General features: G+C 62.3%; 30 protein-coding genes and 1 pseudogene. 18 read left to right on the top strand and 13 right to left on the bottom strand.

What is annotated here, in order from left to right:
• Positions 1-169 precede the first annotated feature (169 nt).
• The 8 genes from ACMGE0_RS03635 (at position 170) to ACMGE0_RS03600 (ending at position 7,144) form a co-directional block, all read left to right on the top strand.
• A complete protein-coding gene (locus ACMGE0_RS03635) occupies positions 170-1,186 on the top strand; it encodes an ABC transporter substrate-binding protein (protein ID WP_436814476.1) in 1,017 nt (338 codons plus the stop codon).
• A 254-nt stretch (positions 1,187-1,440) separates the two neighbouring features.
• Positions 1,441-2,265, top strand: a complete 825-nt coding sequence (locus ACMGE0_RS03630; protein WP_436814475.1) for an ABC transporter ATP-binding protein — start codon at positions 1,441-1,443, stop codon at positions 2,263-2,265.
• Positions 2,265-3,116 carry an ABC transporter permease gene (locus ACMGE0_RS03625; RefSeq protein ID WP_436814474.1) on the top strand — a complete coding sequence of 284 codons (852 nt, stop codon included), beginning with the start codon at positions 2,265-2,267 and terminating at the stop codon, positions 3,114-3,116. The genes ACMGE0_RS03630 and ACMGE0_RS03625 overlap by 1 nt, the downstream gene beginning before the upstream one ends.
• On the top strand, positions 3,116-4,429 hold the full coding sequence (locus ACMGE0_RS03620; protein WP_436814473.1) for a cytosine deaminase: 1,314 nt from the start codon (positions 3,116-3,118) through the stop codon (positions 4,427-4,429). Before ACMGE0_RS03625 ends, ACMGE0_RS03620 begins: the two co-directional genes overlap by 1 nt.
• 1 nt (position 4,430) lies before the next feature.
• Positions 4,431-5,837, top strand: coding sequence for an FAD-binding oxidoreductase (locus ACMGE0_RS03615; RefSeq protein ID WP_436814472.1), 1,407 nt, complete (start codon positions 4,431-4,433; stop codon positions 5,835-5,837).
• The gene (locus ACMGE0_RS03610) at positions 5,837-6,415 is read left to right on the top strand and encodes an NAD(P)H-dependent oxidoreductase (protein WP_436814471.1); all 579 of its coding nucleotides are present in this window, start codon (positions 5,837-5,839) and stop codon (positions 6,413-6,415) included. Before ACMGE0_RS03615 ends, ACMGE0_RS03610 begins: the two co-directional genes overlap by 1 nt.
• 115 nt (positions 6,416-6,530) lie before the next feature.
• A complete protein-coding gene (locus tag ACMGE0_RS03605; protein ID WP_436814470.1) occupies positions 6,531-6,782 on the top strand; it encodes a type II toxin-antitoxin system RelE family toxin in 252 nt (83 codons plus the stop codon).
• An 8-nt stretch (positions 6,783-6,790) separates the two neighbouring features.
• Positions 6,791-7,144 carry a helix-turn-helix domain-containing protein gene (locus ACMGE0_RS03600; protein WP_436814469.1) on the top strand — a complete coding sequence of 118 codons (354 nt, stop codon included), beginning with the start codon at positions 6,791-6,793 and terminating at the stop codon, positions 7,142-7,144.
• A 16-nt stretch (positions 7,145-7,160) separates the two neighbouring features.
• On the opposite strand, the gene ACMGE0_RS03595 is transcribed toward ACMGE0_RS03600, so the two are convergent.
• Positions 7,161-7,763 (bottom strand): GNAT family N-acetyltransferase, encoded by a 603-nt coding sequence (locus tag ACMGE0_RS03595; protein WP_436814468.1) that lies wholly within the window; start codon positions 7,761-7,763, stop codon positions 7,161-7,163.
• 107 nt (positions 7,764-7,870) lie between these two features.
• Between ACMGE0_RS03595 and ACMGE0_RS03590 the strand changes: the two genes are divergently transcribed.
• Positions 7,871-8,446, top strand: a complete 576-nt coding sequence (locus ACMGE0_RS03590; RefSeq protein ID WP_436814467.1) for a transglycosylase SLT domain-containing protein — start codon at positions 7,871-7,873, stop codon at positions 8,444-8,446.
• 18 nt (positions 8,447-8,464) lie between these two features.
• Here the strand turns inward: ACMGE0_RS03590 and ACMGE0_RS03585 are convergent, their stop codons facing one another.
• A complete protein-coding gene (locus ACMGE0_RS03585; RefSeq protein WP_436814466.1) occupies positions 8,465-8,854 on the bottom strand; it encodes a RidA family protein in 390 nt (129 codons plus the stop codon).
• 173 nt (positions 8,855-9,027) lie between these two features.
• On the opposite strand from ACMGE0_RS03585, the gene ACMGE0_RS03580 reads away from it, so the two are divergent.
• Positions 9,028-10,068 (top strand): phytanoyl-CoA dioxygenase family protein, encoded by a 1,041-nt coding sequence (locus ACMGE0_RS03580; protein WP_436814465.1) that lies wholly within the window; start codon positions 9,028-9,030, stop codon positions 10,066-10,068.
• A 3-nt stretch (positions 10,069-10,071) separates the two neighbouring features.
• On the opposite strand, the gene ACMGE0_RS03575 is transcribed toward ACMGE0_RS03580, so the two are convergent.
• The 5 genes from ACMGE0_RS03575 to galE all read right to left on the bottom strand — a co-directional run bounded on the left by ACMGE0_RS03575 (position 10,072) and on the right by galE (position 15,121).
• The gene (locus ACMGE0_RS03575; RefSeq protein ID WP_436814464.1) at positions 10,072-11,499 is read right to left on the bottom strand and encodes an aldehyde dehydrogenase family protein; all 1,428 of its coding nucleotides are present in this window, start codon (positions 11,497-11,499) and stop codon (positions 10,072-10,074) included.
• Between the two features lie 226 nt (positions 11,500-11,725).
• Positions 11,726-12,340: an alpha/beta hydrolase gene (locus tag ACMGE0_RS03570; protein ID WP_436814463.1), complete on the bottom strand. Its 615-nt coding sequence runs from the start codon at positions 12,338-12,340 to the stop codon at positions 11,726-11,728.
• A gap of 24 nt (positions 12,341-12,364) precedes the next feature.
• Positions 12,365-13,294, bottom strand: a complete 930-nt coding sequence (locus ACMGE0_RS03565) for a VOC family protein (RefSeq protein ID WP_436814462.1) — start codon at positions 13,292-13,294, stop codon at positions 12,365-12,367.
• A 129-nt stretch (positions 13,295-13,423) separates the two neighbouring features.
• Positions 13,424-14,122: a uracil-DNA glycosylase gene (gene ung / locus ACMGE0_RS03560; RefSeq protein ID WP_436814461.1), complete on the bottom strand. Its 699-nt coding sequence runs from the start codon at positions 14,120-14,122 to the stop codon at positions 13,424-13,426.
• 9 nt (positions 14,123-14,131) lie between these two features.
• A complete protein-coding gene (gene galE / locus ACMGE0_RS03555) occupies positions 14,132-15,121 on the bottom strand; it encodes a UDP-glucose 4-epimerase GalE (RefSeq protein ID WP_436814460.1) in 990 nt (329 codons plus the stop codon).
• Positions 15,122-15,243: 122 nt separating this feature from the next.
• Between galE and ACMGE0_RS03550 the strand changes: the two are divergent.
• From ACMGE0_RS03550 to ACMGE0_RS03540, 3 genes and pseudogenes are all read left to right on the top strand, one after another.
• Positions 15,244-15,605, top strand: a pseudogene (locus ACMGE0_RS03550) (type II toxin-antitoxin system RelE/ParE family toxin).
• Positions 15,595-15,918 carry a helix-turn-helix domain-containing protein gene (locus ACMGE0_RS03545; RefSeq protein WP_436814459.1) on the top strand — a complete coding sequence of 108 codons (324 nt, stop codon included), beginning with the start codon at positions 15,595-15,597 and terminating at the stop codon, positions 15,916-15,918. The pseudogene ACMGE0_RS03550 and the gene ACMGE0_RS03545 overlap by 11 nt, the downstream one beginning before the upstream one ends.
• 22 nt (positions 15,919-15,940) lie before the next feature.
• Positions 15,941-16,303, top strand: a complete 363-nt coding sequence (locus ACMGE0_RS03540) for a YbaN family protein (RefSeq protein ID WP_436814458.1) — start codon at positions 15,941-15,943, stop codon at positions 16,301-16,303.
• Positions 16,304-16,309: 6 nt separating this feature from the next.
• Here ACMGE0_RS03540 and ACMGE0_RS03535 read toward each other — a convergent pair whose 3' ends face one another.
• From ACMGE0_RS03535 to ACMGE0_RS03525, 3 genes are read right to left on the bottom strand one after another with little or no spacing between them, the layout of a single operon-like run.
• Positions 16,310-17,092 carry a heme ABC transporter ATP-binding protein gene (locus ACMGE0_RS03535; RefSeq protein WP_436814515.1) on the bottom strand — a complete coding sequence of 261 codons (783 nt, stop codon included), beginning with the start codon at positions 17,090-17,092 and terminating at the stop codon, positions 16,310-16,312.
• 8 nt (positions 17,093-17,100) lie between these two features.
• Positions 17,101-18,183 (bottom strand): FecCD family ABC transporter permease, encoded by a 1,083-nt coding sequence (locus ACMGE0_RS03530; protein WP_436814457.1) that lies wholly within the window; start codon positions 18,181-18,183, stop codon positions 17,101-17,103.
• Complete coding sequence (locus ACMGE0_RS03525; RefSeq protein WP_436814514.1) at positions 18,183-19,067, bottom strand: heme/hemin ABC transporter substrate-binding protein; 885 nt, start codon at positions 19,065-19,067, stop codon at positions 18,183-18,185. Before ACMGE0_RS03525 ends, ACMGE0_RS03530 begins: the two co-directional genes overlap by 1 nt.
• Before the next feature lie 164 nt (positions 19,068-19,231).
• Here ACMGE0_RS03525 and hmuQ point away from each other — a divergent pair, with 164 nt between their 5' ends.
• Positions 19,232-19,576: a heme-degrading protein HmuQ gene (gene hmuQ, locus ACMGE0_RS03520; RefSeq protein WP_436814456.1), complete on the top strand. Its 345-nt coding sequence runs from the start codon at positions 19,232-19,234 to the stop codon at positions 19,574-19,576.
• 5 nt (positions 19,577-19,581) lie between these two features.
• The gene (hutX, locus tag ACMGE0_RS03515; protein ID WP_436814455.1) at positions 19,582-20,109 is read left to right on the top strand and encodes a heme utilization cystosolic carrier protein HutX; all 528 of its coding nucleotides are present in this window, start codon (positions 19,582-19,584) and stop codon (positions 20,107-20,109) included.
• A gap of 288 nt (positions 20,110-20,397) precedes the next feature.
• Here the strand turns inward: hutX and ACMGE0_RS03510 are convergent, their stop codons facing one another.
• From ACMGE0_RS03510 to ACMGE0_RS03500, 3 genes are all read right to left on the bottom strand, one after another.
• On the bottom strand, positions 20,398-20,628 hold the full coding sequence (locus tag ACMGE0_RS03510; protein ID WP_436814454.1) for a hypothetical protein: 231 nt from the start codon (positions 20,626-20,628) through the stop codon (positions 20,398-20,400).
• 17 nt (positions 20,629-20,645) lie between these two features.
• Positions 20,646-21,755, bottom strand: coding sequence for a flavodoxin family protein (locus tag ACMGE0_RS03505; RefSeq protein ID WP_436814453.1), 1,110 nt, complete (start codon positions 21,753-21,755; stop codon positions 20,646-20,648).
• A 68-nt stretch (positions 21,756-21,823) separates the two neighbouring features.
• Positions 21,824-22,012, bottom strand: a complete 189-nt coding sequence (locus tag ACMGE0_RS03500; protein WP_436814452.1) for a DUF3008 family protein — start codon at positions 22,010-22,012, stop codon at positions 21,824-21,826.
• A gap of 146 nt (positions 22,013-22,158) precedes the next feature.
• Here ACMGE0_RS03500 and ACMGE0_RS03495 point away from each other — a divergent pair, with 146 nt between their 5' ends.
• From ACMGE0_RS03495 to ACMGE0_RS03485, 3 genes are all read left to right on the top strand, one after another.
• Positions 22,159-22,419 carry a hypothetical protein gene (locus ACMGE0_RS03495; RefSeq protein ID WP_436814451.1) on the top strand — a complete coding sequence of 87 codons (261 nt, stop codon included), beginning with the start codon at positions 22,159-22,161 and terminating at the stop codon, positions 22,417-22,419.
• Positions 22,420-22,592: 173 nt separating this feature from the next.
• A complete protein-coding gene (locus ACMGE0_RS03490) occupies positions 22,593-23,396 on the top strand; it encodes a nucleotidyltransferase family protein (RefSeq protein ID WP_436814513.1) in 804 nt (267 codons plus the stop codon).
• Between the two features lie 62 nt (positions 23,397-23,458).
• Positions 23,459-24,157 (top strand): metallophosphoesterase family protein, encoded by a 699-nt coding sequence (locus ACMGE0_RS03485; RefSeq protein ID WP_436814512.1) that lies wholly within the window; start codon positions 23,459-23,461, stop codon positions 24,155-24,157.
• The last annotated feature ends 129 nt before the right edge of the window (positions 24,158-24,286 follow it).

The raw sequence follows: 24,286 nt of genomic DNA, 5'->3' as shown, positions 1-24,286 counted from the left end.
ATATTTTTTGATCATGCCGCACAATTTGGCATGTCAAATTTCGACCGCTGCCTCAAAGGCATCAATGCGGACGAATTTTGATGCTTTTCAAATAGCAAGGCAACCGTTCAAATGCTGTGAAGAAAATGCTCTCACGATGCCGCAAGGTTTAACAGGGGAACAAAACAACATGTCCAACACATTGACGATGAAGAGCTTTCTGGCCGCGTTCGGCCTTTCCGCGGCAGCTCTCGCCGCACAGCCGGCCTCAGCGCTTGACGAAGTCTCCTACGGCACCAACTGGCTCGCCCAGGCAGAGCACGGCGGCTTCTACCAGGCCGTCGCCGACGGCACCTACGAGAAGCATGGTCTGAAGGTCACCATCGTGCAGGGCGGCCCGAACGCCGCCAACCGCGCGCTTCTGATCGCCGGCAAGGTGGATTTCTACATGGGCGGCCCGTTGGGCGACATGGACGCTGTCAAGCAGGGCATTCCGCTGATCAGCGTCGCCTCGATCTTCCAGAAGGACCCGCAGGTCCTGCTCGCCCATCCGGATGCCGGCGTCGAGACATTCGCCGACCTTGCCAAGCTGGACACGATCTTCATGGGCAAGGAAGGTTACGTCACCTATTTCGAATGGATGAAGAAGAATTTCCAGGGTTTTCGCGACGACCAGTACAAGCCCTATACCTTCAATCCGGCACCCTTCATCGCCGACAAGAAATCCGCGCAGCAGGGCTATCTGACCTCCGAACCCTATGAGATCGAGAAGCAGGCCGGCTGGATGCCGAAGGTCTTCCTCATCGCGGATGCCGGCTACGGCTCCTATTCGACGATGATCACCACGACCCAGCAGACGATCGACGCGAAGCCGGATGTCGTGCAGCGTTTCGTCGATGCCTCGATCGAGGGCTGGTACAACTATCTCTACGGCGACAACAAGGGGGCCAACGACCTGATCAAGAAGGACAATCCGGAGATGACGGATGGCCAGATCGCCTATTCCATCGCCAAGATGAAGGAATACGGCATCGTCGAATCCGGCGACGCGCTCGCCAAGGGCATCGGCTGCATCACCGACGAGCGCTATAAGAAGTTCTTCGACAGCATGGTGGCGATCGGCGTCGAGCCGGCCGATCTCGATTACAAGAAGGCCTATTCGACCAAGTTCGTCTGCAAGGGCGTCGGCATGGCGTTGAAGAAATGAGGAGCGGTCGGGCAAAACCCGAGCAATCGATCCGGTGAATCGATTGCCGCTCCGAACTGTCTTGAGCCAAAGCGAAGGGCCGGTGCGGCATCCTTAACCCTCCCCCTTGTGGGGAGGGTGGCCGGTAGGCGGGAGGGGTCTTTTCTTGTAAGGAATATCCCCTCCCCAACCCCTCCCCACAAGGGGGAGGGGCTCCACGCGGCGCCAACCTTCCCTAACACGAGAGGTGAAGCGCTCCCCTGATCGAGTGAAGCATGACAACGTCCCAAGCCCCGTTGATCCCAGCCCCAGGAGACAGCCGCAGGCGGCCGCGGGTCGTCATGCGCAACGTCTCGAAAATGTTCTCGAGCGGGACGCTCGCCCTCTCCGACATGTCGCTCACGGTCGAGCCCGGCGAATTCGTGAGCCTGCTCGGCCCCTCCGGCTGCGGCAAGTCGACCGCGCTCAGGATCATCGCCGGATTGGGCGACGTCTCGACCGGCACCATCGACTGGCCGAGCTCCCGCATCAATTCCAAGGGCCTGCCGGAAGGCGACATTTCCTTCGTCTTCCAGGAGCCGACGCTGATGCCCTGGCAGACGGTGTTCGGCAATGCCTACCTGCCGCTGAAGCTGCGCGGCGTTTCGAAATCCGCCGCCCGCGATGAGATCATGAAGACGCTCGATACCGTCGGCCTCAAGGATTTCGCCGGCGCCTATCCGCGCGAGCTTTCCGGCGGCATGAAGATGCGCGTCTCGATCGCCCGCGCGCTGGTGACCAAGCCGAAGCTGCTCTTGATGGACGAGCCCTTCGCCGCGCTCGACGAGATCACCCGCCAGAAGCTCAACGACGACGTGCTGCGGCTCTGGCGCGAGACGGGCATCACGGTGATCTTCGTCACCCATTCCGTCTTCGAATCGGCCTATCTTTCCAACCGCATCGTGGTGATGAAGGCGCGGCCAGGCCGGGTGCACGCGGATTTCCCGCTGGTGACGAGCATGAGCCGCGACGCCCATTACCGCACCTCGGAGGAATACCGCCAGGCCTGCGAGAAGGTCTCCAACATGCTGCTCGAAGCGATCGGCGGGGAGGAACACTGATGGCGCCGGCCAGTCTTGAAGGCAATCCGCCCCTTGCGTCCCCGAAACCCGGTTTCTTCGGCCGCAATCGCGATACGCTCTTGCGCACCTTGATCCCGATCGGTGTGGTGATCACGCTGATCCTGCTCTGGCAGGCCATCATCACCGTCAACAGCATTCCGCAATATATCCTGCCCGGACCGCTGGCGGTCGCCAATTCGCTGTACAACGACTGGGGCACGCTCTGGCCGGCGCTCTGGGTCACGACGCAGATCACCATGCAGGCGCTGGCGCTCGCCCTGATCGGCGGCGTCGGCATCGCCATCTTCCTCGTTCAGTCGAAATGGATCGAGACCGCCTTCTACCCGATCACCGTCATATTGCAGGTGACGCCGATCGTGGCGATCGCGCCGCTCATCCTCATCTACGCACCGACGACGCAGGTGGCACTGCTCATCTGCGCCTTCCTCGTCGCCTTTTTCCCGATCCTGTCGAACATGGTGCAGGGCCTGAAGAGCGTCGACCACAATCTCCTGAACCTCTTCGACCTCTACGGCGCCTCGCGCTGGCAGACGCTGCTATATCTCAAGCTCCCGTCCTCGCTTCCCTATTTCATGACGGGTCTCAGGATCGGCGGCGGGCTTGCCCTGATCGCCGCGGTGGTGGCGGAATTTGCGGCAGGCTCGGCGGGCGCGGGCTCCGGCCTCGCCTTCCGGCTGCTGGAATCCCAGTACCGCCTCAATATCCCGCGGCTCTTCGCGGCGCTGATCCTGCTCTCCCTGCTCGGCGTGGTGATCTTCATGATCACCTCGTTCATCGCTTGGGTATCGCTGCATCGCTGGCATGAAAGCAGTCTTAAGAGGGAAAACTGATGGCCGGCGAATTCATGACGCTTCCCGACGCCCGCCGTTTCGCGCTGACCGGTGCGACGCTGCCTGCCGTCCTCGTGAAAGGCTTTTCCGCGCCTGCCCGCGAAGGCCTGATACATGTCGATATCGTCATCGCCGACGGCAAGATCGAAAGCATCCTGCCGGCCGGTGCAGCACCCGCCGATCTCGTCAGGGCTGATATGCGCGGCGGCATGGTGTGGCCCTGTTTCGCCGACATGCACACGCATCTCGACAAGGGACATTTATGGGATCGCCGCCCGAACCCCGATGGCAGCTTCATGGGCGCGCTGGAAAATGTCCGGGCCGACCGTATCGCCAATTGGTCGGCCGAGGACGTCCGCGCCCGCTTCGAATTCTCGCTGAAAAGCGCCTATGCGCACGGCACCAAGCTGATCCGCACGCACCTGGACTCCATCCCCCCGCAACCGGACATTTCCTTCCCGCTGTTTGCGGAACTGCGTGAGGAGTGGAAGGACAGGATCGCGCTTCAGGCAGTCGCGCTCCTGCCGCTCGAATGCGTTCTTGAGCCGGAGATTTTCGACGGCATCGTCGCGACGACGAAACGTTACGGAGGCTTGCTCGGCGGCGCCACGCGCATCCTTCCCGATTTCGAACGCATTCTCGATACGCTGTTCCGCGCCGCCGCGGACAACGGTCTCGATATCGATCTGCACGTCGATGAAACAGAAGACCGGCAGGTCCTGACGCTGGAAGCCATTGCCGAAACAAAACTCCGGACCCGCTTTGAGGGCTCCGTAACCGTCGGCCATTGCTGCTCGCTCGCAAGGCAGGACGAGGAGACGGCAAAGCGCGTCATCGACAAGGTCGCCGAAGCCGGCATCTCGGTCGTGTCTCTGCCCATGTGCAACATGTATCTGCAGGATCGCCACGCGAACCGAACGCCCCGCTGGCGCGGCGTCACTCTGTTCCATGAGTTGACCGCCGCCGGCGTCAAGACCGCCGTCTCTTCCGACAACACCCGCGATCCGTTCTACGCCTATGGCGACATGGACCCGGTCGAGGTCTTCCGCGAGGCGGTGCGCATCCTGCATCTCGACCACCCGCTCGACACCTCGGCGCGCGTCGTGACCTCGACGCCCGCCGAAATCCTCGGGCATCCGGAGATCGGCGTCATCGCCGAAGGCGCGCCCGCCGATCTCGTCCTCTTCAGCGCAAGGCGCTGGAGCGAATTCCTTTCCCGTCCGCAGGCCGACCGCATCGTGATGCGGAATGGCATGGGCATCGACCGTCGCCTGCCGGATTATCGTGACCTGGACCCGTTGTTGGAAAAGTAAAATGCCGGATTACGCCAAGATCAAACAGAAACTCGAAGGCATCGCGGTGGAGGACAATCCGGCGCTGGTGCGCCAGAAGAGCCGCGATTTCTACTGGTATTCGCCGATCCTCAAGGAGGAGCTCGAAAACGTCACCGCCGATCTCGTCGTCTCCCCGAAGACAGAGGAAGAGGTCATCCGCACGCTGAAAGTCGCCTTCGCGCACGGCGTGCCGGTCACCCCGCGCGGCGCCGGCACCGGCAATTACGGTCAGGCCATGCCGCTTTCCGGCGGCATCGTGCTGAACCTCATCAACATGAACAAGGTCAGGGAAATCCATCCGGGTCGCGTCGTCGCCGAGCCCGGCATCGTGATCGCCGAGCTCGACCGCCAGACCAGGGCCCATTCCGGCCAGGAGCTGCGTTTCCACCCCTCGACCGCCCAGACGGCGACGATCGGCGGCTTCATCGCCGGCGGCTCCGGCGGCGTCGGCTCGATCCACTGGGGAGGCCTGCGCGACCTCGGCAACATCCTCAGGCTCCGCGTCGTCACCATGGAGGCAGAGCCGCGCGTCCTCGATTTGACCGCCTGGGACCTGCAGAAGGTCACCCATGCCTACGGCACCAACGGCATCATCGTCGAGGTCGAAATGCCGCTTGCGCCGGCCTATGACTGGGTGGACGTGCTGGTCGGCTACGACGACTTCATGGATGCGGTGCGCTTCGGCGACGCGATCGCCCACAAGAACGGCATCCTGGTGAAGGAGATCGCTCCGATCGCCGCACCCATCCCCTACGATTATTTCCCGCGCCACAAACAGTTCATCCGCCATCGCGGCCAGTCGATCTGCGTGCTGATGGTGGCGCCGCATTCGATCGATGCCTTCACGGCCTTCGCCGAACGCCAGAAGGGCGAGATCCTCTTCCGCTCCGACAAGGTGGAGAGCATGAAGGGCATCCCGCACGCCTATGAGCTCGCCTGGAACCACACGACGCTCAGGGCGCTCAAGGTCGATCCGAACTTCACCTATCTGCAGGTCCAGTATCCGGGACCGGACCATGTCGCCAAGGTCGAGAAGATGGTAAAACTCTTCGGCGACGAAGTGCCGGGCCATCTGGAATTCATCAGGTTCGACGGCCGCATGCAGTGCTCCGGCCTGCCGCTGGTGCGCTACACGACCCGCGAGCGGCTGGAGGAGATCATCAGGATCCATCAGGACAACGGCTGCCCGATCTTCAACCCGCACCGCTACACGCTGGAGGAAGGCGGCATGAAGCAGACCGACGTGGTGCAGCTCGCGTTCAAGAAGGAGACCGACCCCAAGGGCCTCCTGAACCCCGGCAAGATGATCGCCTGGGAAAATCCGGATTTCGATTTCTCCGCCGGCAGGAACTACCTCTTCCCCGGATTGGCCGTCGCGGAGGGTTGATGCGGGTCCTGCTTCTACACTCGCATCCGGTCGAATCGAGCTACGGCGCGGCCCTGCATGCGCAGGCGCGTGAGAGCCTGAGGAAGGCCGGGCATGACGTGGACGACTGCAATCTCTATGCGGAAAATTTCGATCCGGTCATGTCCCGCCATGACCGGATGATCTATCACACCTATCCCGACAATCTGGAACTGGTCAGGCCCTATGTCGACCGGTTGCGGGAGGCGGAAGGCCTGGTGATCGTCACCCCGGTCTGGAATTTCGGCTGGCCGGCGATGCTGAAGGGTTATTTCGATCGCGTCTGGCTGCCGGGCGTCACCTTCGAGCTGAAGGACGGCATTCTGACCCGCAAACTGCATATCGAGAAGGTCGCCGTGGTGCTCACCTACGGCGCCACCCGCTGGCGGGCGTTTCTCGCCGGCGATCCGCCCCGCAAGCTCGCCAAGCGCGTGCTCAGGGTGCAGACCAATCCGGTCCGCGCGGTCAAATTCCTCGCCCATTACGACATGAACAACTGCACCCCGCAGACCCGGGCGGCCTTCCTGGCTAAGGTGAAGCGCGAGATGGAGCGGTTTTGAAGGAAGGCTAAACTGGCCTCTAGTTCGCTTTTTGAAGGCTTCGCCCAAAAGATAAAGAATTCGCCAATAGCGAACCAATCTTGACAGGAAATTCGCTATTTGCTATCCGTAGTCCATGAAGAAGATCGCTTACAGCAAATCCTCCCTGAAAGTTTTGCGTAAGCTTCCGGCACCCGAAGCAAAACGGATCACTTCAAAGATAGAGCAATATGCCAGTGATTCAAAATCGCTTGCCAACAACATCAAGGCGCTGGTCGGATCGCCCTACATTCGCCTGCGAGTGGGTGATTGGCGCGTCATCATGGATGACCAAGGAAATGTCATCGAGGTGATTAAGATCGGCCCCCGTAGCAGCATCTACGAATAGGAACGAACATGCAGACGATCACCACACCTAACGGAGAAACGCTCGTCGTACTCCCCTTGGCCGAATACGAAAATCTTGTCGACAAAGCCGACATCGCGTCCGCCGACAGGATAAAGGCGGACATTGCAGCCGGCCGCGATGAGCTTGTGCCTGCGGAAATCGTCAACCGGCTGATTGCCGGTGAGAATCCTGTCAAAATCTGGCGTACATACCGCAAAATGACTGCCCGCGATCTTGCGGCCAAGGCTGGCATCAGCGCGTCCTATCTTTCCGAAATCGAGAGCGGCAAGAAGGAAGGCAGCCTTTCTGCAATGAAGAGAATCGCGGAGACGCTTGAGGTGGATCTCGATGACCTTGCCTAGCTCAAACCGGTCGCATTCACGGTAACGTCTCGCCTCTCAACCGTCTTACCAGCTCTTCGACCGCCGCTATCCGGCCCGGGGCATCTGAGATCTCCGTCGATCCTTTTTCCGAAATGAACAGGAACCGATCCGCCTCTACCCCGGCCGACGTCACCGTTCGATAGGTTTCCCATCGCTGATGAACCCGCGCGGCGACACGCAAGGAAGGAATATTGTCCGGACTGACGATCGAGACAATTCGGGGAAGCCCGAGAACGTTCAGGCCAAAATCTCGGCAGCCGGCAGCCGCTTCAAAGGCATAACCGCGCCCCAGCCATTCGCTCCTCAGATGATAGCCGATCTCCGGCTCCATCCCTGATGGCGTCTGCTGAAGTGTAATCCCGCAGTCGCCGATCAGTTCGCCACTCGCTTTCTCGACCATTCCCCAGAGCCCGAAGCCATTCTCAGCGTAGCTTTGAAAGGCAAGCTTTTCGAACCAGTCGAATGTCTCTTCCAGGGTCTTGGCACGGGGATAATAGCGCATGCTGCCGGGATCGCCGAAGATGCGGTGGAGGACAGGCACATCGTTTCGCGTGAGCTCCCGCAAGGCCAATCGGTCCGTTGCCAAAACCTCTCTCATCAGCCCCTGTCCTTGATATCGATCCCGATGCCGAACTTGATACTGACCACTAAACTTTTCCTTAAATTTTACCGGTTATTAATCTCTCGAAACCGAGAGTTCGAGCGATGCGTATTGCGTTTTTCATCGCCCTCATGGCCCTTTCGCTGACCGCTTGCGCCTCCGCGCCGAGCCGGGTCACCAATGCCTGCGCGATCTTCGAGCAGCGGGACGGGCTTTTCAACAACTGGGCGCGCCAGGCGAGAGCCGCCGAGCGGGAGTTCGGCGTGCCGGTGCCGATCCTGATGGCGACGATCTATGTGGAATCCGGTTTCCAGCCCTATGCAAAGCCGCCGCGCAAATATGTCCTCGGCTTCATCCCCTGGGGACGCGTTTCCTCCGCCTACGGTTATGCCCAGGCGCTCGACGGCACGTGGCTCACCTACAAGAAGGATACCGGCCGCTGGAGCGCAAGCCGCAGCGATTTCGGCGACGCGGTCCATTTCGTCGGCTGGTATCACCGCCGCAGCCACGAGAAAAACGGCATTCCGCTCAACGACGGCTACAATCTCTACCTCGCCTATTATTCCGGCCATGCGGGCTATTCGCGCGGTCAGTTCGGCAGCGGCGTCAGGCAGACGGCGCAAAAATCCGCCGCCATGGCGGCGAGATACGAGGCCCAGCTCAGAAGCTGCGGATACTAACGGCGTCCAAGGGCCTCATCAAAACACCTTGGCCGCCGTCACCTCCACTTCGACCAGGAATTCGGCGCGGGTGAAACCGCCGACGACGATCAGCGTCGAGGCGGGCTTCGGCTCCATGGTGTAGCGGTCGCGTACCGCCATATAGGCGGGGAAATCCTCGCGGCTCGTCACGAAGCCGGCGATCCGGATGACATCCGCATAGGTCATGCCCGCCTCTTCCAGGATCGCACCGATCGCCTTGAAGCAGATCTCCGCCTGGCTTGCCACATCCGGCGGGATCTTCTCCTCCGGCGAAATGCCGAGCTGGCCGGAGGTGACGAGCAGGTTCGCGCCCGGCGGCACCAGAAGGCCGTGATTGTACTGTCCGAACGGCTTGCGGACGGAGGGCGGATTGAAAACACGCTTCATGGCGGCAAGCTCTTCGTTTCGCGTGGGACTCACCAGATGGCAAACCAATAAACCGGCTTTCACCGTCGGGTTCAAGGCGTGGAGGACGAATGCCACATGTCCAAGCCCTTGCCTCGTCCCTGTTTCCGACTATTCTGTCCGGGAAAGAAATGAGGAACAAACGAGGGGTCTTGATGTCGCGTGCTGTTGCTCAGTGGTGGCGTTATCCGGCTTTCGCTCTCGGCATTCTCGGAAGCGAAAAATCCTTCCGCAAGAATCCGCTGCTCGGCCATCCCCGTCTCAACGAACTCGGCCTGCATCGCGAGCGCGTGCGGCTCGCCGCCCGCATGGCTGATTACCGTCGCAGCCTTCTCGGCGCTTCGGTGAGCGCGGAAGAGCGGGCAGCCTTCGATCGGGATGGCTTCGTCATCCGCGAGAACGCCCTCCCCCCGGACGTATTCCAGCGCATCCGCGACTATCTTGAGAACGAGCCGTTGCCGGCGCGCGAGATGCGTCAGGGACAGACCGTGACGCGCATGACGCCCATCAATCCGAATGCCCTGGAGAAACTGCCGGATCTGGCGCGCTTCAGCCGGGACCCGTCGATCACCGGCCTGATCCGCTATGTGGGCGGCGTCGGCGGCGACCCCATCCATTTCATCCAGACCGTCATCGCGGAACCGGCGATCAAGCAGGCCGATCCGCAGACGGCCCTGCACGCGGATACATTCCACTCGACATCCAAGGCCTGGCTGTTTCTTCAGGATGTCGGCCCGGACGACGGTCCTTTCGTCTTCGTGCCCGGCAGCCACAAGCTCACCGAAAAGAGGCTGGACTGGGAATACCGGCAGAGCCTGCTGGCCAATGTCGACAAACGTACCCACCATGCGGACGGATCGTTCCGCATCACGCCCGCCGAACTGCTGGAACTTGGCGATTTCGTCCCGCAAAAGGTGGTGGTGCGCGCCAATACGCTCGTGGTGGCCGATACCTACGCCTTCCATTCACGCGCCGTCAGCGACCGGCATACGGTTCGGGTGGAGCTGCACGCCTATCATCGCGCCAATCCCTTCACGCCGCTGCCCTTCTCGCTCACCGGCCTCGTCCCGGGCATTCGCGACCGCCGCCTCGATCTCTATCTCGCCTTTGCCGACAGGAAGGCAAAACGCGCCGGCAGGCAGCCTGTCTGGAAGGATGTGGGCGCCTGCACCGCCTTTTCCGAGCCGCATATCTGACGGTCAGGCGCCGTAACCGACGATGCCCTTGATCTCGAGGAAATCGTGAATGCCCCAGTCGGCATATTCGCGGCCGTTGCCGGACTGCTTGTAGCCGCCGAAGGGCGCGAAGAGATCCCATTCGGGATAGTTGACGAACACCGAGCCGGCGCGCAGGCGCGACGCCACCTTGCGGGCGTGACCGATATCACCGGACTGCACATAGGCGGCCAGTCCATAGGGCGTGTCGTTGGCGATCTCGATCGCCTGTTCTTCGCTGTCATAGGAAAGGACCGACAGAACAGGCCCAAAGATTTCCTCCCGCGCGATCGTCATGTCGTTGGTGACGTGGCCGAACACGGTCGGGCGCACGTAATAGCCGCGGTTGAGGTTTTCCGGACGGCCCGACCCTCCGGTGACGAGCGTCGCCCCTTCCGAAATGCCGGCTTCGATCAGCCGCTGGATCTTGTCGAACTGCGTCTTGCTGACGACCGGGCCGAGATCGGTGTTTTCCGCACGCGGATCGCCGGTCTTGAGCTTTTCCGCAGCCGCCCTGGCGATCTCCAGCGCCTCGTCATGACGCCCGGCGGGCACCAGCATGCGGGTCGGCGCATCGCAAGACTGGCCGGAATTGCCGAAACAGGCCGTGACGCCGTCCGCCACCGCCTTTTCGAATTCCGCATCCGGCAGGATGATGTTGGGCGACTTGCCGCCGAGCTCCTGGGCCACGCGCTTGACCGTATCGGCGGCCGTCTTCGCCACGATCACGCCGGCGCGGGTGGAACCCGTGAAGGAGACCATGTCGACGTCCGGATGGCCGGCCATCACCTGCCCCACATCCGGCCCGGTGCCGTTGACGAGGTTGAAGACGCCCTTCGGCGTGCCGGCGGCCTCCATCACCTCCGCGAAGATGATGCCGGAAATCGGCGCGATTTCGGAGGGTTTCAACACCATTGTGCAGCCGGCGGCGATGGCCGGTCCCACCTTGCAGGTAATCTGGTTGAGCGGCCAGTTCCACGGCGTGATGAGAGCGCAGACGCCGATCGGCTCCCTGACGATCATCGTCGATCCGCGTGGCTCGGTGAATTCGTATTTCTCCAGCGCCTCGATCGTCGCCTTGAGATGGCCCTGACCGGCTGCGGCCTGCGCATCCCGGGCGAAGGAAAGCGGAGCGCCCATTTCTCTGGAGACGGCCTCGGCGATATCCTCGTAACGCTTTTCGTATTCGGCAAGGATGCGCTTGAGCAGCGTAAGCCGCTCCGCCTTCGGCCATTGGGAGAAGACCGGAAACGCAGCCTTGGCGGCGGCGACCGCCTTGTCCACATCCGCCTTGGAACCGAGCGCGATCTGCGTAAAGGCCTCTTCCGTCGAGGGATCGATCACGTCAAGCGCGACGGGGATTGCGGGCGTCACCCAGGCGCCGTCGATGAAGAATTTCAGATGGTTGCTCATGGAAACCTCCCGGACTGCCGGAAAAACGGCAAGTCACTATCGGACATGGCCGTTTCCGCCGCAAGTGCGGAAGTCATTGGACTTGACCCTCATCCGGCTGCCGCCACCTTCCCCGGCTCGCGGGAGAAGGGATATGCTGCGCCGCCTCTTCCACTTTCGAATATTGCGTTTGGCACGTTCCCTCTCCCCGTTTCTGCGGCGAGAGGGTTAGGGTTAGGGGCAGGCATCAAGCCCCGTAAGGCGCAAAGAATTTCTTGGCCGCCTCGATCTCGTTCGGCCGTATCTCGTGGCCGCCCGCATGCCATTCGAGCGCCACGTTGTCGCCCTGCCGCCTGAAATAGTCGGCAAGCGCGGCGGTCTGCGGCACGGGGCAGATCGGATCGTGCTGGCCGGCGGTGATCAGTACATGCGCCTGCTCACCGGCCTTGCGATCCTCCGGCTGAAACGGGATCAGCGGATGCATCAGTACGCCCGCATCGAAGAGGCCGGGTTTCTCGATCATGATGTTGGCGAGGATGTTCGCGCCGTTCGAGAAGCCGAGACCAAGCACTGTCGAGGACTCGTAGCGGTCGCGGTTGGCGGCCACGAATTCGCTCATCCGCTCGGTCGCCCGGGCCAGATCGTCGCAATCGTAGACGCCCTCCGCCTTGCGCCGGAAGAAGCGCGCCGCGCCATGTTCGGACACGTCGCCGCGCGGCGAGATCACCGTGGCGGTTGGAATGAGCCTGCCGCCGAAATCGAAGAACTGGTTCTCGTCGCCGCCGGTGCCGTGAAAGACGAACAGGATCGGCGCCCCAGGCGCACCGGGTCTCGCCCGGTGCACATAGCTGTCGTAACTCATCTGATTCTCCTGGTGCTCGAACCGTTACTCGATGGGTTCGAGATGCTGTTCGAGGGCTTCTCTCAAGTGCGCATGCTGCTTCGGCAGCTTCAGCGCTTCGCCGAGATGGGCGGTATCCTCGTCGCGGTTGAAGCCCGGCTCGTTGGTGGCGACTTCGAAGAGCACGCCGCCGGGGGTGCGGAAGTAGATCGCCCAGAAGTAGTCGCGGTCGATGACAGGGGTGACCTGATAGCCGGTATCCATCAACGCCTTGCGGACTTCGAGCTGCTTCTCGCGGTTCTCGACCGCAAAGGCGATGTGGTGGACCGAGCCGGCGCCAAGCCGCGCGCCGCTGATATTCGGCATGGTCTCGATATCGATGACATCGGCGCCGTTGCCGCCGGGCACGCCGAAGCGGGTCACGCCGTCCTTGGCATCGATCTGGCTGTAGCCCATGTATTTCAGGAGCTCGGCGGTGGCACCCTCATCGCGCAGACGAAGCGAAGCGGAATGGAAACCGCGGATCGCTTCCGCCTCGCCGACACCGTTGCCGGTCCAGGGTGCGCGTGGATCGTCCTTGACTTCGACGAGCGCGAAACCGTCTCCGTCCGGACCCGCGAAGTGCAGGCGGTTTTCACCGAAAGCGCTATCCGTCTTCAAACCTTCGACGCCGGCCTTGGTCAGCCGGTCGGTCCAAAAGCCGAAGGAGCCTTCCGGAACGGAGAAAAGCGTCGTGCCGACTTCGCCGGTGCCGGGACGGCCGCGGGCGATATGCGGGAACGGGAAGTAGGTCATCACCGAGCCGGGCGTGCCGACTTCGTCGCCGTAATAGAGATGGTAGACATCCGGAGCGTCGAAATTGACGGTCTTCTTCACCCGGCGCAGGCCGAGCGTGTCGGTGAAGAACCTGTTGTTGATGCCGGCACTCGCAGCCATGGACGTGACGTGGTGGAGGCCCTTGATCTGGTCGAGCATTGTAAACCCCTTTTCTGGCTCAGCGAGCCGTTGTTCTGGGGCGATATTTGGTTCACCGGGTCCTGCTTGGATAGACGGCCGGGTCCGAACGCATCGTTCACTTACCGTAGACGGAGAATAGTTAATCGTTCACAGAACAGGCCGTTCCGGCAATTGCCAGTCGATCGGCTCGCGGCCGCGCGAAACAAGGAAGTCATTGGCTTTGGAGAAATGCCGGCAACCGAAGAAACCGTTATGGGCGGAGAGCGGCGACGGATGCGGCGCCTTGAGCACGAGATGCTTTTTCGTATCCACGAAGGCGGCCTTCTTCTGGGCATAGGAACCCCAGAGCATGAAGACGACCCCGTCGCCTTCCTCGTTGACGGCGCGGATGACGGCATCGGTGAAACGTTCCCATCCGCGCCCCTGATGCGAGGCCGCCCTCGCCTCCTCCACGGTCAGCACGCTGTTCAGAAGCAGCACGCCCTGGCTTGCCCAATGTTCGAGGAAGCCGTGCTTGGCGGGCGAAATGCCGAGATCGCTCTGGAGCTCCTGGTAGATGTTGACGAGCGACGGCGGGATGCGCACGCCCGGCCGGACGCTGAAGCAAAGCCCGTGCGCCTGGCCAAATCCGTGATACGGGTCCTGGCCGAGGATGACGACCTTCACCTGTTCGAGCGGCGTCAGATCGAGAGCGCGGAAATATTCGCCGCCCTTCGGAAAGATGCGCTTGCCCGCCTGTTTTTCGGCGACGAGGAAGCGCCTGAGTTCGCTCATGTAAGGGTTCTCGAATTCCGGTCCGAGCACCCGTTTCCAGCTTTCCTCGAGCCTGACCTCGCCTTCCGCCATGGCTTTTCCTCAAACGACGTGGTGGTTCGAGCGCGAGTGCCAGTCCCACGCGGAACGAATGATGTCGGTGAGGGTATATTTCGGCTCCCAGCCGAGCACCGCCCGCGCCTTGTCGTTGTTGGCGACCAGCGAGGTGGAATCACCCTCGCGCCGGCCGACATATTCCACCGGAAAGGGCTTTCCGGAAACCTCCGAAATCGTCGCCAGCAATTCCTTCACCGTCGTGCCGGTTCCCGTGCCGAGGTTGAGCTCCACCGTCTCGCCGCCCGCAAGCAGGTAATCGACGGCGCGCACATGCGCGTCCGCAAGGTCGAGAACGTGGATATAGTCGCGCACGCAGGTGCCGTCGCGGGTGTCGTAATCGTCGCCGAACACTTTGAAGCCCTGGCGGCGGCCGAGCGCGGCCTCGATCGCCAGCGGGATCGCATGCGTCTCGGGCGTATGCCATTCGCCGATCCGGCCTTCGAAATCCGCGCCGGCCGCGTTGAAATAGCGCAGCATCACCGATTTCAGGTCCTTATAGGTGCCGTAGTCCTTGAGCGCCTGCTCGATGATGAACTTGGTGCGGCCGTAAGGATTGATCGGCGCCTGACCGTGCGTCTCGTCCATCGGCACTCGCTCCGGCAGGCCGTAGGTCGCGCAGGTCGAGGAGAAGACGAAAGCCTTCACGCCGGCATCGAGTGCGGCGGAGAGCAGCGTCAGCGCGCCGATGACGTTGTTGTCGTAGAAGGCGACGGGGTTCTTCACCGATTCCCCCACCTCGATCAGCGCCGCGAAATGCAGAACCGCATCCGGCTTGTGGGTCGCGAACACTTCGTCGAGCCGGGCGCGGTCGCGGATGTCGCCCTGTTCCAGCGGCCCCCACCGGACGAACTCCGCGTGACCATTCGAAAGATTGTCGAAAACGATCGGTTCGTAGCCCCGTTCCGCCAGTACCAGAGAGGTATGGGAGCCGATATAGCCGGCACCGCCCACGACAAGCACTTTCTTCTTCGACATCATGTCTCCTGAAGGCTGTTGAAGTCGCCGGCACTATAACGGGCATCGGTGAAATGGGAAGGGCAGATACTTAGCACGACGATACGCTTGATAAGCATAGCACCTGGTGCTATATAAGAAACATGGCCCATCGGGTATTCAAGACAGCGTGGTTTACCCGAGCGGCGCGGAAAGCCCGGATCTCAGACCATGAGCTCTGCAAGGCAATCGCCCAGGTCGCCCTGGGTCAGGCCCCGACGACCTTGGAGGTGGCGTTTTCAAGAAACGCCTGAACGACAACCGGCACCGGTCGATCATTCTGGCGAAGGCCGGAGAATTCTGGATCTATACCTATCTCTTCGCCAAGCAGAACCGGGCCAATATCGACGACGACGAATTGGCAGCCTTTCGGAAACTCGCGGAACTCTACCGCAAAAAGACGGCCGATGCCTTGGCTGCCGAATTGAAAAGCGGCGCACTGATGGAGATTTGCAATGACAACTAGACGGAAATTCAAAAGCGACGCCTTCGAGGCGATCCATAGCGCCGTGGAGGGCATGTATGAAGCCGGGACCATAGGCAAGGAAACGATGCGGACCTTCGATGAGGCTTGTCTTTCAATGCCTGCAGATCTTTCTCCAAGCGATATTAAAGCCTTACGTGAGGGAAATCATGTCAGCCAGCCGGTCTTCGCCCGCTACCTCAACACGAGCGAATCGACGGTCCAGAAATGGGAAACAGGCGCGAAACGCCCAAGCGGACCGGCCCTGAAATTGCTGGACATCGTGCGTAAACATGGACTTCAAGTGCTCTCCTGAATCATTTCATCAAAGAGCTTTCATGCGTCTCCTGTTTCTTGCCCTCGGCTGGCTGTTCGTCGCGCTCGGCGTCGCGGGCGCCTTCCTGCCGGTCCTGCCAACCACGCCGTTTTTGCTGCTGGCGGTGGCCTGTTTCGCGCGCTCTTCGCCGCGGCTGGAGGCCTGGCTGATGAACCATCCGAGATTCGGGGAGCCGCTCAGGAACTGGCGGGAAAAGGGCGCCATCCCCCGCAGGGCCAAGATCGCCGCCGTCGCGATGATGGCGGCAAGCTATGCGATCTTCTGGTTCGGCACCTCGCCGCCCTTCTGGCGGGCGGTGCTGGTCGCGGTCCTGATGATCGGTCCGGCGGTCTTCGTCGTCACCCGGCCGGAACCGGGAGCCTGACCATGCCTAGCGATGCCGCGATTGCGGCAGGACGTAAGGAATATCTTCCGCCGGCAGCCGCCCGACGGCGCCCGCGATCCCGTAGACGCTCGCGATGATCTCGTCGCTCACCGTTTCCGCGCAGGCGCCTTCGGCGACCACCCTGCCATGGTTCAGCACCAGGAGATGGTCGGCGAATTCCGAAGCGAGGTTGAGGTCGTGCAGGATGGCGAGCACGATCCCGCCGGCGTCGGCAAAATCGCGGGCGATTTCCAGCACGGATATCTGATGACCGAGATCGAGGCTTGCCGTCGGCTCGTCGAGGAACAGCGCCCGCGGCACGCTGTCCACGACCGGCTGCGGCACCTGGGCGAGCGCCCGGGCGAACTGCACCCGCTGCTGCTCGCCGCCCGATAGCGACGGATAGGGCCGGCTTTCGAAGCCGCGCAAACCGACGCGGGACAATGCCTGGCGCGCCTGTTCCGTCGGGTTCAGCGCCCCTTGCGCCACCGCGCCCATGCGGGCGATTTCGAGCGCCGTGAAGGGAAACGCAAGCTGTGTCGCCTGCGGCAGGACAGCACGCCTTTTTGCAAGATCGGCCGGGCGGCACAGATCGAGGCTCGTGCCATAGTAGGAGACGAAGCCCGTATCAGGCTTCATCTCGCCGGAAAGCACCTTCATCAGCGTCGATTTGCCGGCGCCGTTCGGACCGATGACGACGGTGAACAGGCCGGGCTTCAACTCGACGCCGACATTGTCGAGAAGCTTGCGGCCGGAGCGCGTGACGGTGATGTGTTCGGCTGAGATCATGGTCCCGGTCATGGCAGGTCCCGCATGATGCCGTTCTTTCCGATGAGCAGGAAGAGGAAGACCGGCGCGCCGAACAGTGCGGTGACGACGCCGATGGGCAGTTCTGCCGGCGCGGCCACCGTGCGGGCGACGCTGTCGGCGATGAGCAGCAACGCCCCTCCCCCGAGCGCCGAACCCGGCAGCAGGAAGCGGTGCGACGGCCCCATGACGAGGCGAAGCAGATGCGGCACGACGATGCCGACAAAACCGATCGAACCGGCGACGGCGACGGTGGAGCCGCAGGCGGCCGCAACCGCGACGATGACGATCTTCTTCAGCCGCTGCACCGGAATGCCCATGTGGAAGGCGGCCGCATCGCCGAGGATCAGCGCGTCGAGCCCGCGCGCCACGAATGGCATGATGACGAGCACGGCCGCTATGAACGGCAGGATCGAAAAGACGCGGCCGAACGTGGCGCCGCCGAGCGAGCCGAGGCTCCAGAAGGTGATGTCGCGAAGCTGCCGGTCGTCGGCCATCACGATCAGCAGGCCCATGAGTGCCGCCGATAGCGCGCCGATCGCAATCCCCGAAAGGATGAGCGCCGTGGTCGAAGTGCGGCCGTCGCGGGTGGCGATCAGATAGAGCATCCAGGTGTTGAAAAGGCCGCCGAAGAAGGCCATCAGCGGCAGGAACTGGTTGCCGAGCAGCATCGCCACCGGCGCCAGCACGCCGTTGCCGAGCACGATCGCGGCGACGGCAGCGAGCCCCGCGCCCGAGGTGACGCCGACGATGCCGGGATCGGCCAGCGGATTGCGGAACAGGCCCTGCATCATCGTGCCGGAGACGGCAAGCCCGGCGCCGACCAACAGCCCGAGCGCCGTGCGCGGCAGGCGCACCGCTTCGAGGATCACCCGCTCCTGGGTCGAAAGACTGTCGCCGTTGCCGGTCGCGTAAGCCCAGAGATCGCGCAGGCCCACGCCGGTCGGACCGATCCCGAGCGAGACGAGGCAGGCGGCGAAGAGCAGCACGGCGAGCAGCCCGAGCACCACTGCGCCCTGACGCGTCCGGTCGCCGTCGGCCGCGGCGCGAAGGGGCATGGCGAGCGCCTTCATCAGTTGATCGCTCCGGGATAGATGTCGGCGGCGAGCCTGCGGGCGGCTTCCGGCGTGCGCGGGCCGAAGCCGAGCAGCAGCAGGCCGTCCATGGTGACGAGCGCCTTGTTGGCGGCGGCCGGCGTCGTCTGCATCGAGGGCATGGCGAAGACCTGATCCGGCGTGATGGCGTGGTCGCCGCGCGACATGGAGAGGATCACGTCCGGCTGGGCGGCGATCACCGCCTCGTCGGCGAGCGGCTTGTAGCCGTTGATCGTCGGCGCCGCATTGATGCCGCCAGCCAGTTCGACAACGGCGCCCGCCTCCGTGTCGGCGCCGCCGGCCATCACGCGGTTGTTCGACAGCGACAGGACGAAGAGAACCTTCTTTTTCGGCCCGGGAATCTTCGCGACGTCTTCCTGGAGCTTCTTGAGGTCCGCCTCGGTCTTGGCCGCCAATGCCTCGGCCTTGTCGGAAAGTCCGACCGCCGCGCCTACGTCGCGGATCTTCCGGCCGATCGCGTCGACCTTCGGCGGTGTCGGGACCACCACCATCGGCACTTCGCTCGCTTTCAGGATTTCGATGACCGGCGGCGGGCCGGACCCTTCCTCCATCAGGATCAGGTCGGGCTTCTGGCCGAGAATGCCTTCCGCCGAAAGCTGCCGCATATAGCCGACATCGGGCTTGGAATTGGCCGCATCGGGATAGAAGCTGGTGGAGTCCCGCGCCACGATGCGGTCTTCGGCGCCGAGCGCATAGAGGATTTCGGTGATCGTGCCGCCGATCGAGACGATGCGCTTGGCTTCCGGATTGCCCTTGTCGGCCGCTCCCGCGCCGCCCGCCATCAGACCCGCAGCCAGCGCGACAGCCGCGAAAAGCCCGCGGAAATTAAAAGAAGACCCCATCATGCTCTGCCCCTTTCTTGCCTGTGCCGAGGCTCGCACAGGCCCCCGCTTCGCCGCTCGCACGGCAATAACTTGAGTTGACTACGCAAGTTTTTTAGGCTTTTCAAGGGGAACGGCCGCAGATATCTTGAGCCGAAAATGACACTTAAGTGAGGGACTGATCCATGTATATCGCAATGAACCGTTTCCGGGTGGTGCCGGGCTATGAAGAGGCTTTCGAGGCAATATGGCGCAGCCGCCAGGGCCGCCTTGCCGAAATGCCCGGTTATGTCGAGTTCCACCTGCTGAAGGGTCCGAAGGCCGAGGATCACACCCTCTACGCAACCCACACCGTATGGGAAACTTTCCAGCATTTTCAGGATTGGACGAAGTCGGAACAGTTCCGCGCCGCCCATGCCAAGGCCGGTGAGAACCGCGGCAAGGTCGAATATCTCTCCGGTCCGCATTTCGAAGGTTTCGACGTGATCATCCACGAAGACAAGAACGGCGTGCGCGCCGACGCCGCCTGAGGTTTATGATGAACGCCGTTTCCGACATCACGCCGGACCGCCGCGAACGGGCATCGGCAGCGCTCGCCGAAAAGCCCGACGGCGTCGTCGAGGCGATCGCGGCGAAGGCCGACGTCACGCCGGCCGAGATCCTCGAAATCCTGCCGAAGGGCGCCGCCGTCATCGCCGGCAAGGAGCATTTCCTGGATATCTGGGCCGAGATGACGGGCTGGGGCGAGGTCCTCTTCATCGTCCATACCGACGATATCGTTCTGGAAGCCGAAGGCAGCCTGCCGGGCGGCTCCGAAGCTCATGGCTGGTTCAATATCCACGGTGACAGCCCGATCGGCGGTCACATCAGGAAGGACAACTGTGCTTCGGTGACCTTCGTCGACCGCGCCTTCCACGGTCGTCGTTCCTGTTCGGTCTGGTTCATGAACGAGAAGGGCTCGGCCATGTTCAAGGTCTTCGTCCGCCGCGACGAAAACCGCGAACTGATCGCCGAACAGCTCGTCAAGTTCGAAGCGCTGCGCGACCGCTACGCCGCCCTGTAGGCCTGGCGATCGAAATTGGATGAGCCGGACGAGGAAAAAATTATTTGCCCGGCTCACAATTTTTACGGAACCACCCGACGGCTTTCCCGTTTACGGCGTCGTGGGACGGTGTGAATCCGGCATATGCCTATCACGAGGGCGTTTCCAGTTCGCCGGTCCCCTTTCGTTGCGTGAAGTGCCGCCGCGCCAGAGGCGGACCACTTCGTTTGCCCCCGCGGTGCGGGGGAAGCGAAACTTGAAAATGGCGCGGCGAGCCTTGTTTTCCCCGGGGTGTCGATTCCTTGCCCTTCAGAGCGCCGGCACCCATTTCCAGAAGACGCCTTCCATCCGTTCGGGATAATACTTGAACTCGCATTCGAAGCGGCGGCCATAGGCTTCGGCAGCCTTGAGGGCTGCCTCGCTGACCGGCTTCATGCCCGTGCCGGGCGCGAACCAGTCTTCCATGAGATCGTCGGGAATATAGACGCCGATCCTGAGCGGCAGGGTTGTCAACGTCGCATCGAGTTCCTCTGGCGGCATAGCTTTTCCTCCTCCATCTACTTCGAGCGCGGCTCCTTCAGCCGAGCGCCCGCCCCGATCATATGCCCCGCCTGTCTGGCAAGCACGGCCTCCAAAAGGGTGAGGGCTGCGTTGCGTATCTCTTCCTGGATCGCTTCGTCACGGTCGAGTGCCTCGTGGCTGGTCGCATACGGCTCCCAGTAGCCGATGTAGCGATCCAGCTCGGCCAACGGACCAGCCGGGATGAGACGCATGAAACGCAACCAATCGGAAAGACTGCGGCGCACGTTCTCGGCGCCCTCGACGTCCCCGTGGCTGACGACGGAATAAATCCGGCCTTCGAGATGCCGAGGATAGTTCCAGCCGAGCATTTCGATCTCCTTCGCCTCCCTGGCATTCTTGCCGTGCGTGGCGGTAGGATCGGGATTGCCGCCATCGGCGCAGACCAGCCGGTCCATCATCAGTTTTACCGGCGACGAGACCTGATACCAGTTGACCGGTGTGATGATCATGACGCCGTGAGCCTCCACCCAAAGCGGATAGATCTCGTTCATCCAGTCGTGCACCTGGCCGAGAGAATAGTTGGGATAACAGGAGCAGGGCCAGTGACAGAGCGCCGCCGACGTGGAGAAACAGGCTTTGCAGGGATGAATCTGACGGCCGTATTCCGAAGCGAGCCGGCTGAGATCGAGGATCTCTACCGAGGTGTCCGAAGCCTGTCGCAACACGTCCTCCGCAATCTTGGTCAGACGATAGCTCTTCGAAATCTCTCCGGGACAGGTATGCTCGCTGCGCGAGGAACCGCTGATCAGGAGGAAGCGGCGCGGGCCGGACGGGTCCCGGTGGCGGGCCTCAGCCGCCTGGATCGCCTCGCGCGCATTCAGCCAGTCGATGGCGAGATCGTAGTTCGGATCGGCAAATTCCGATCCGGCCTTACGGGTCTTCGGGCTTTTGCGGGAGTTATAATAAGCGTCCCAGGCAGCGTCCGCGACGCGCTGAAGTTCGACGGTCAGCGGCGCATAGGCCTGATCCTGGAATTGATTGAGAAAGCGTCGCTTGAATTCGGCTTCGTCCATGCGCGGACTGGGGCTGCCCTTGCGGGGTTCGAGGTCATGGGATTGAGGCGTGTCTGCTGAACTCGACGGCATGGACTATCCCGGACAACAAAAAGCGAGCGTCCGGTAACGCTCGCCCTTTCATGAAGGTTCCGATGACTTCAGTGTCGCGCGGCGTGCTCGGGCTTGCCCTTGCGCTTGGTCGAGGCCATGTCGTGCAGCTCCTTCTCGCTCATGGATTTCTCCATGCCCTTTGAAGCGCCCTTGAGCTCGCTCTTCTTGATTTCGCCGCGCTTGGCGGCGAGCGCCGCGCCGGCGGCCTTCTGCTGTGACTTGGATTTCGCTGGCATGTCTGCCTCCTCGGTTTCTTGCAGAAATCCAACCGGTCTGCGCCGCTTTGGTTCCAATTTCGGCAACGGAACATGTCGTCCGTCCAGGGGTTTTGAGCATGAGCGGCCGCGCATCTTGCGGCGGCGAGAGAAAGCAGAAAGGAACCATGATGGACGCCGAACGCAAGACGACCGAGAACGGCGAATCCGCCCGCTTCGAACGGGAAGGGCGGGAACGCGTTGAAGACGCGCTCCACGCACAGATGGACATGACCGATCAGGAGGCGGTCAAGGAGGCCTCGCGGCTCGGCGCCGGCGATACCTATCTCGTCGAAACCGATCTCGAAGACCGCGACCAGCGCGAAGGTGAGGATCAGCCGGACGGCCGTCCCGGTCCGCTTGCGAATGCGGACAATCCCGAGCGCTGACGGAAGTCCAACGGCCTGAAACGGAACCTCCGGGCCTTCCCGGGTGTTCCTCTGCGCGAACCACGATTCGGAGAACCCTGATGAACGCCGACGTCAACACCGCGCAGAACCTGGCCCAGACGCCGAACCTGCCCCGGGAAAGGGTTGCCCATCCGGTCGACACCATGCCCGGCATGGAAGTGAAGGCCGCCCCGACGCTGGTGGATTCCGAAGCGGAAGCCTTCGTGGCGGAAGCGGTGGAAGATCTCGTCAAGTGCCGTATCCCGTTTCTTCTTGCCGGCACCTTCGCGATCAGCGCCTATACGGGCATCACCCGCCAGACGAAGGACCTCGACATCTTCTGCAAGGCCGGCGACTACGCCCGCATCCTCGCGCACTTCAAGGAGAAGGGGTACGAGATCGAGGTGGAGGACGACCGCTGGCTCGGCAAGGTGAAGAAAGGCCGGCATTTCTTCGACGTCATCTTCGCCGCCTCGAACGGCACGATGCCGATCAGCGACGCCTGGTTCGAGAATGCCCGCCAGATCGAGATGAACGGCCACAAGGTGCGCATCATCGCGCCGACCGAGCTCATCTGGTCGAAATGTTTCGTGCAGCTCCGCCACCGCTACGACGGCGGGGATATCGTCCACATGATCCTGCGCGCCCACGACCAGATCGACTGGGAGCGGCTGCTGAACCACATGGAAGTGCACTGGGAAGTGCTGCTGATCCACCTTCTGAACTTCCGCTGGATCTACCCCACCGAGCGCGACAAGGTACCGGACTGGCTGCTGGACGAACTGCTCGACCGGCTGAAGGCGCAGCGCGAGCTGCCGCTGCCGCAGATGAAGGTCTGCCGCGGCCGCATGTTCAGCCGGGTGGATTTCGAAATCGACGTCAAGGAATGGGGCTTTGCCGACGTGGGTGGCGAAGGCGACCTGCGTGAAGACCTGCCCAAAGACTTGCCCAAAGACTTACAAGGAGCATCGGCGTGACGAAAGCGACGGAGGCGAAAGGCGAGACGGGAAAGACCGAGGCTAAGAAGGCGAACGGCAAACTGAGGATCGCCGCCATGGGCGACCTGCATGTGAGGGAGCATGGAGACACCTACAAGGATCTCTTCAGCGAGATATCGCAAGTCGCCGACATCCTTGTCCTGACGGGTGACCTGACCCATCTGGGCAAGCCCAGGGAGGCGGAAATCCTCGCCGCCGATCTGCGCTCGTGTTCCATCCCCATGGTCGGCGTGCTCGGCAACCACGACTACGAATGCGGCCATGTGGAAGAGGTGACGTCGATCCTCAAGGATGCCGGCGTGCACCTGCTCGAAGGTCAGGCGGTGGAGGTCGATGGCGTCGGGTTTGCGGGTGTCAAGGGTTTTGCCGGCGGTTTTGGCCGCCATATGCTCGGCTCCTTCGGCGAGCCGGCGATCAAGGCGATGGTCGCCGAAAGCGTGGAAGAGACGATGCGGCTCGAAAACGCGCTCCGGCAGGTCCGCTCCGAACGGGCTATGGTCGTGCTGCACTATGCCCCGATCGTCGAGACCGTGCAGGGCGAGCCGATGGAAATCTATCCCTTCCTCGGCTCCTCGCGCCTTGCCGAGACGATCGACCGCTTTCCGGTAAAGGCCGTCGTGCACGGGCATGCCCATCGCGGCACCTATCAGGGCAGGACGCCGGGCGGCGCCCCGGTCTACAACGTCGCCTCCCATGTCGAAAAACCGACCGGCAGGCCTTATGCGTTGTTGGAATTGTGAAACCACCAGGTCGGTTGATTTGCCCCTCATCCGGCTGCCGCCACCTTCTCCCCGTTATAACGGGGAGAAGGATATTTGCCGCACCCTTCCCGGCTATCTCAACCGTGCGCGAGGCACGTTCCCTCTCCC

The sequence above is a fragment of the Neorhizobium descurainiae genome (genome assembly GCF_051400715.1).
Lineage (GTDB): Bacteria > Pseudomonadota > Alphaproteobacteria > Rhizobiales > Rhizobiaceae > Neorhizobium.
Note: the sequence above shows the minus strand (reverse complement) of the source record. Positions and strands in the feature narration are given on the sequence as shown.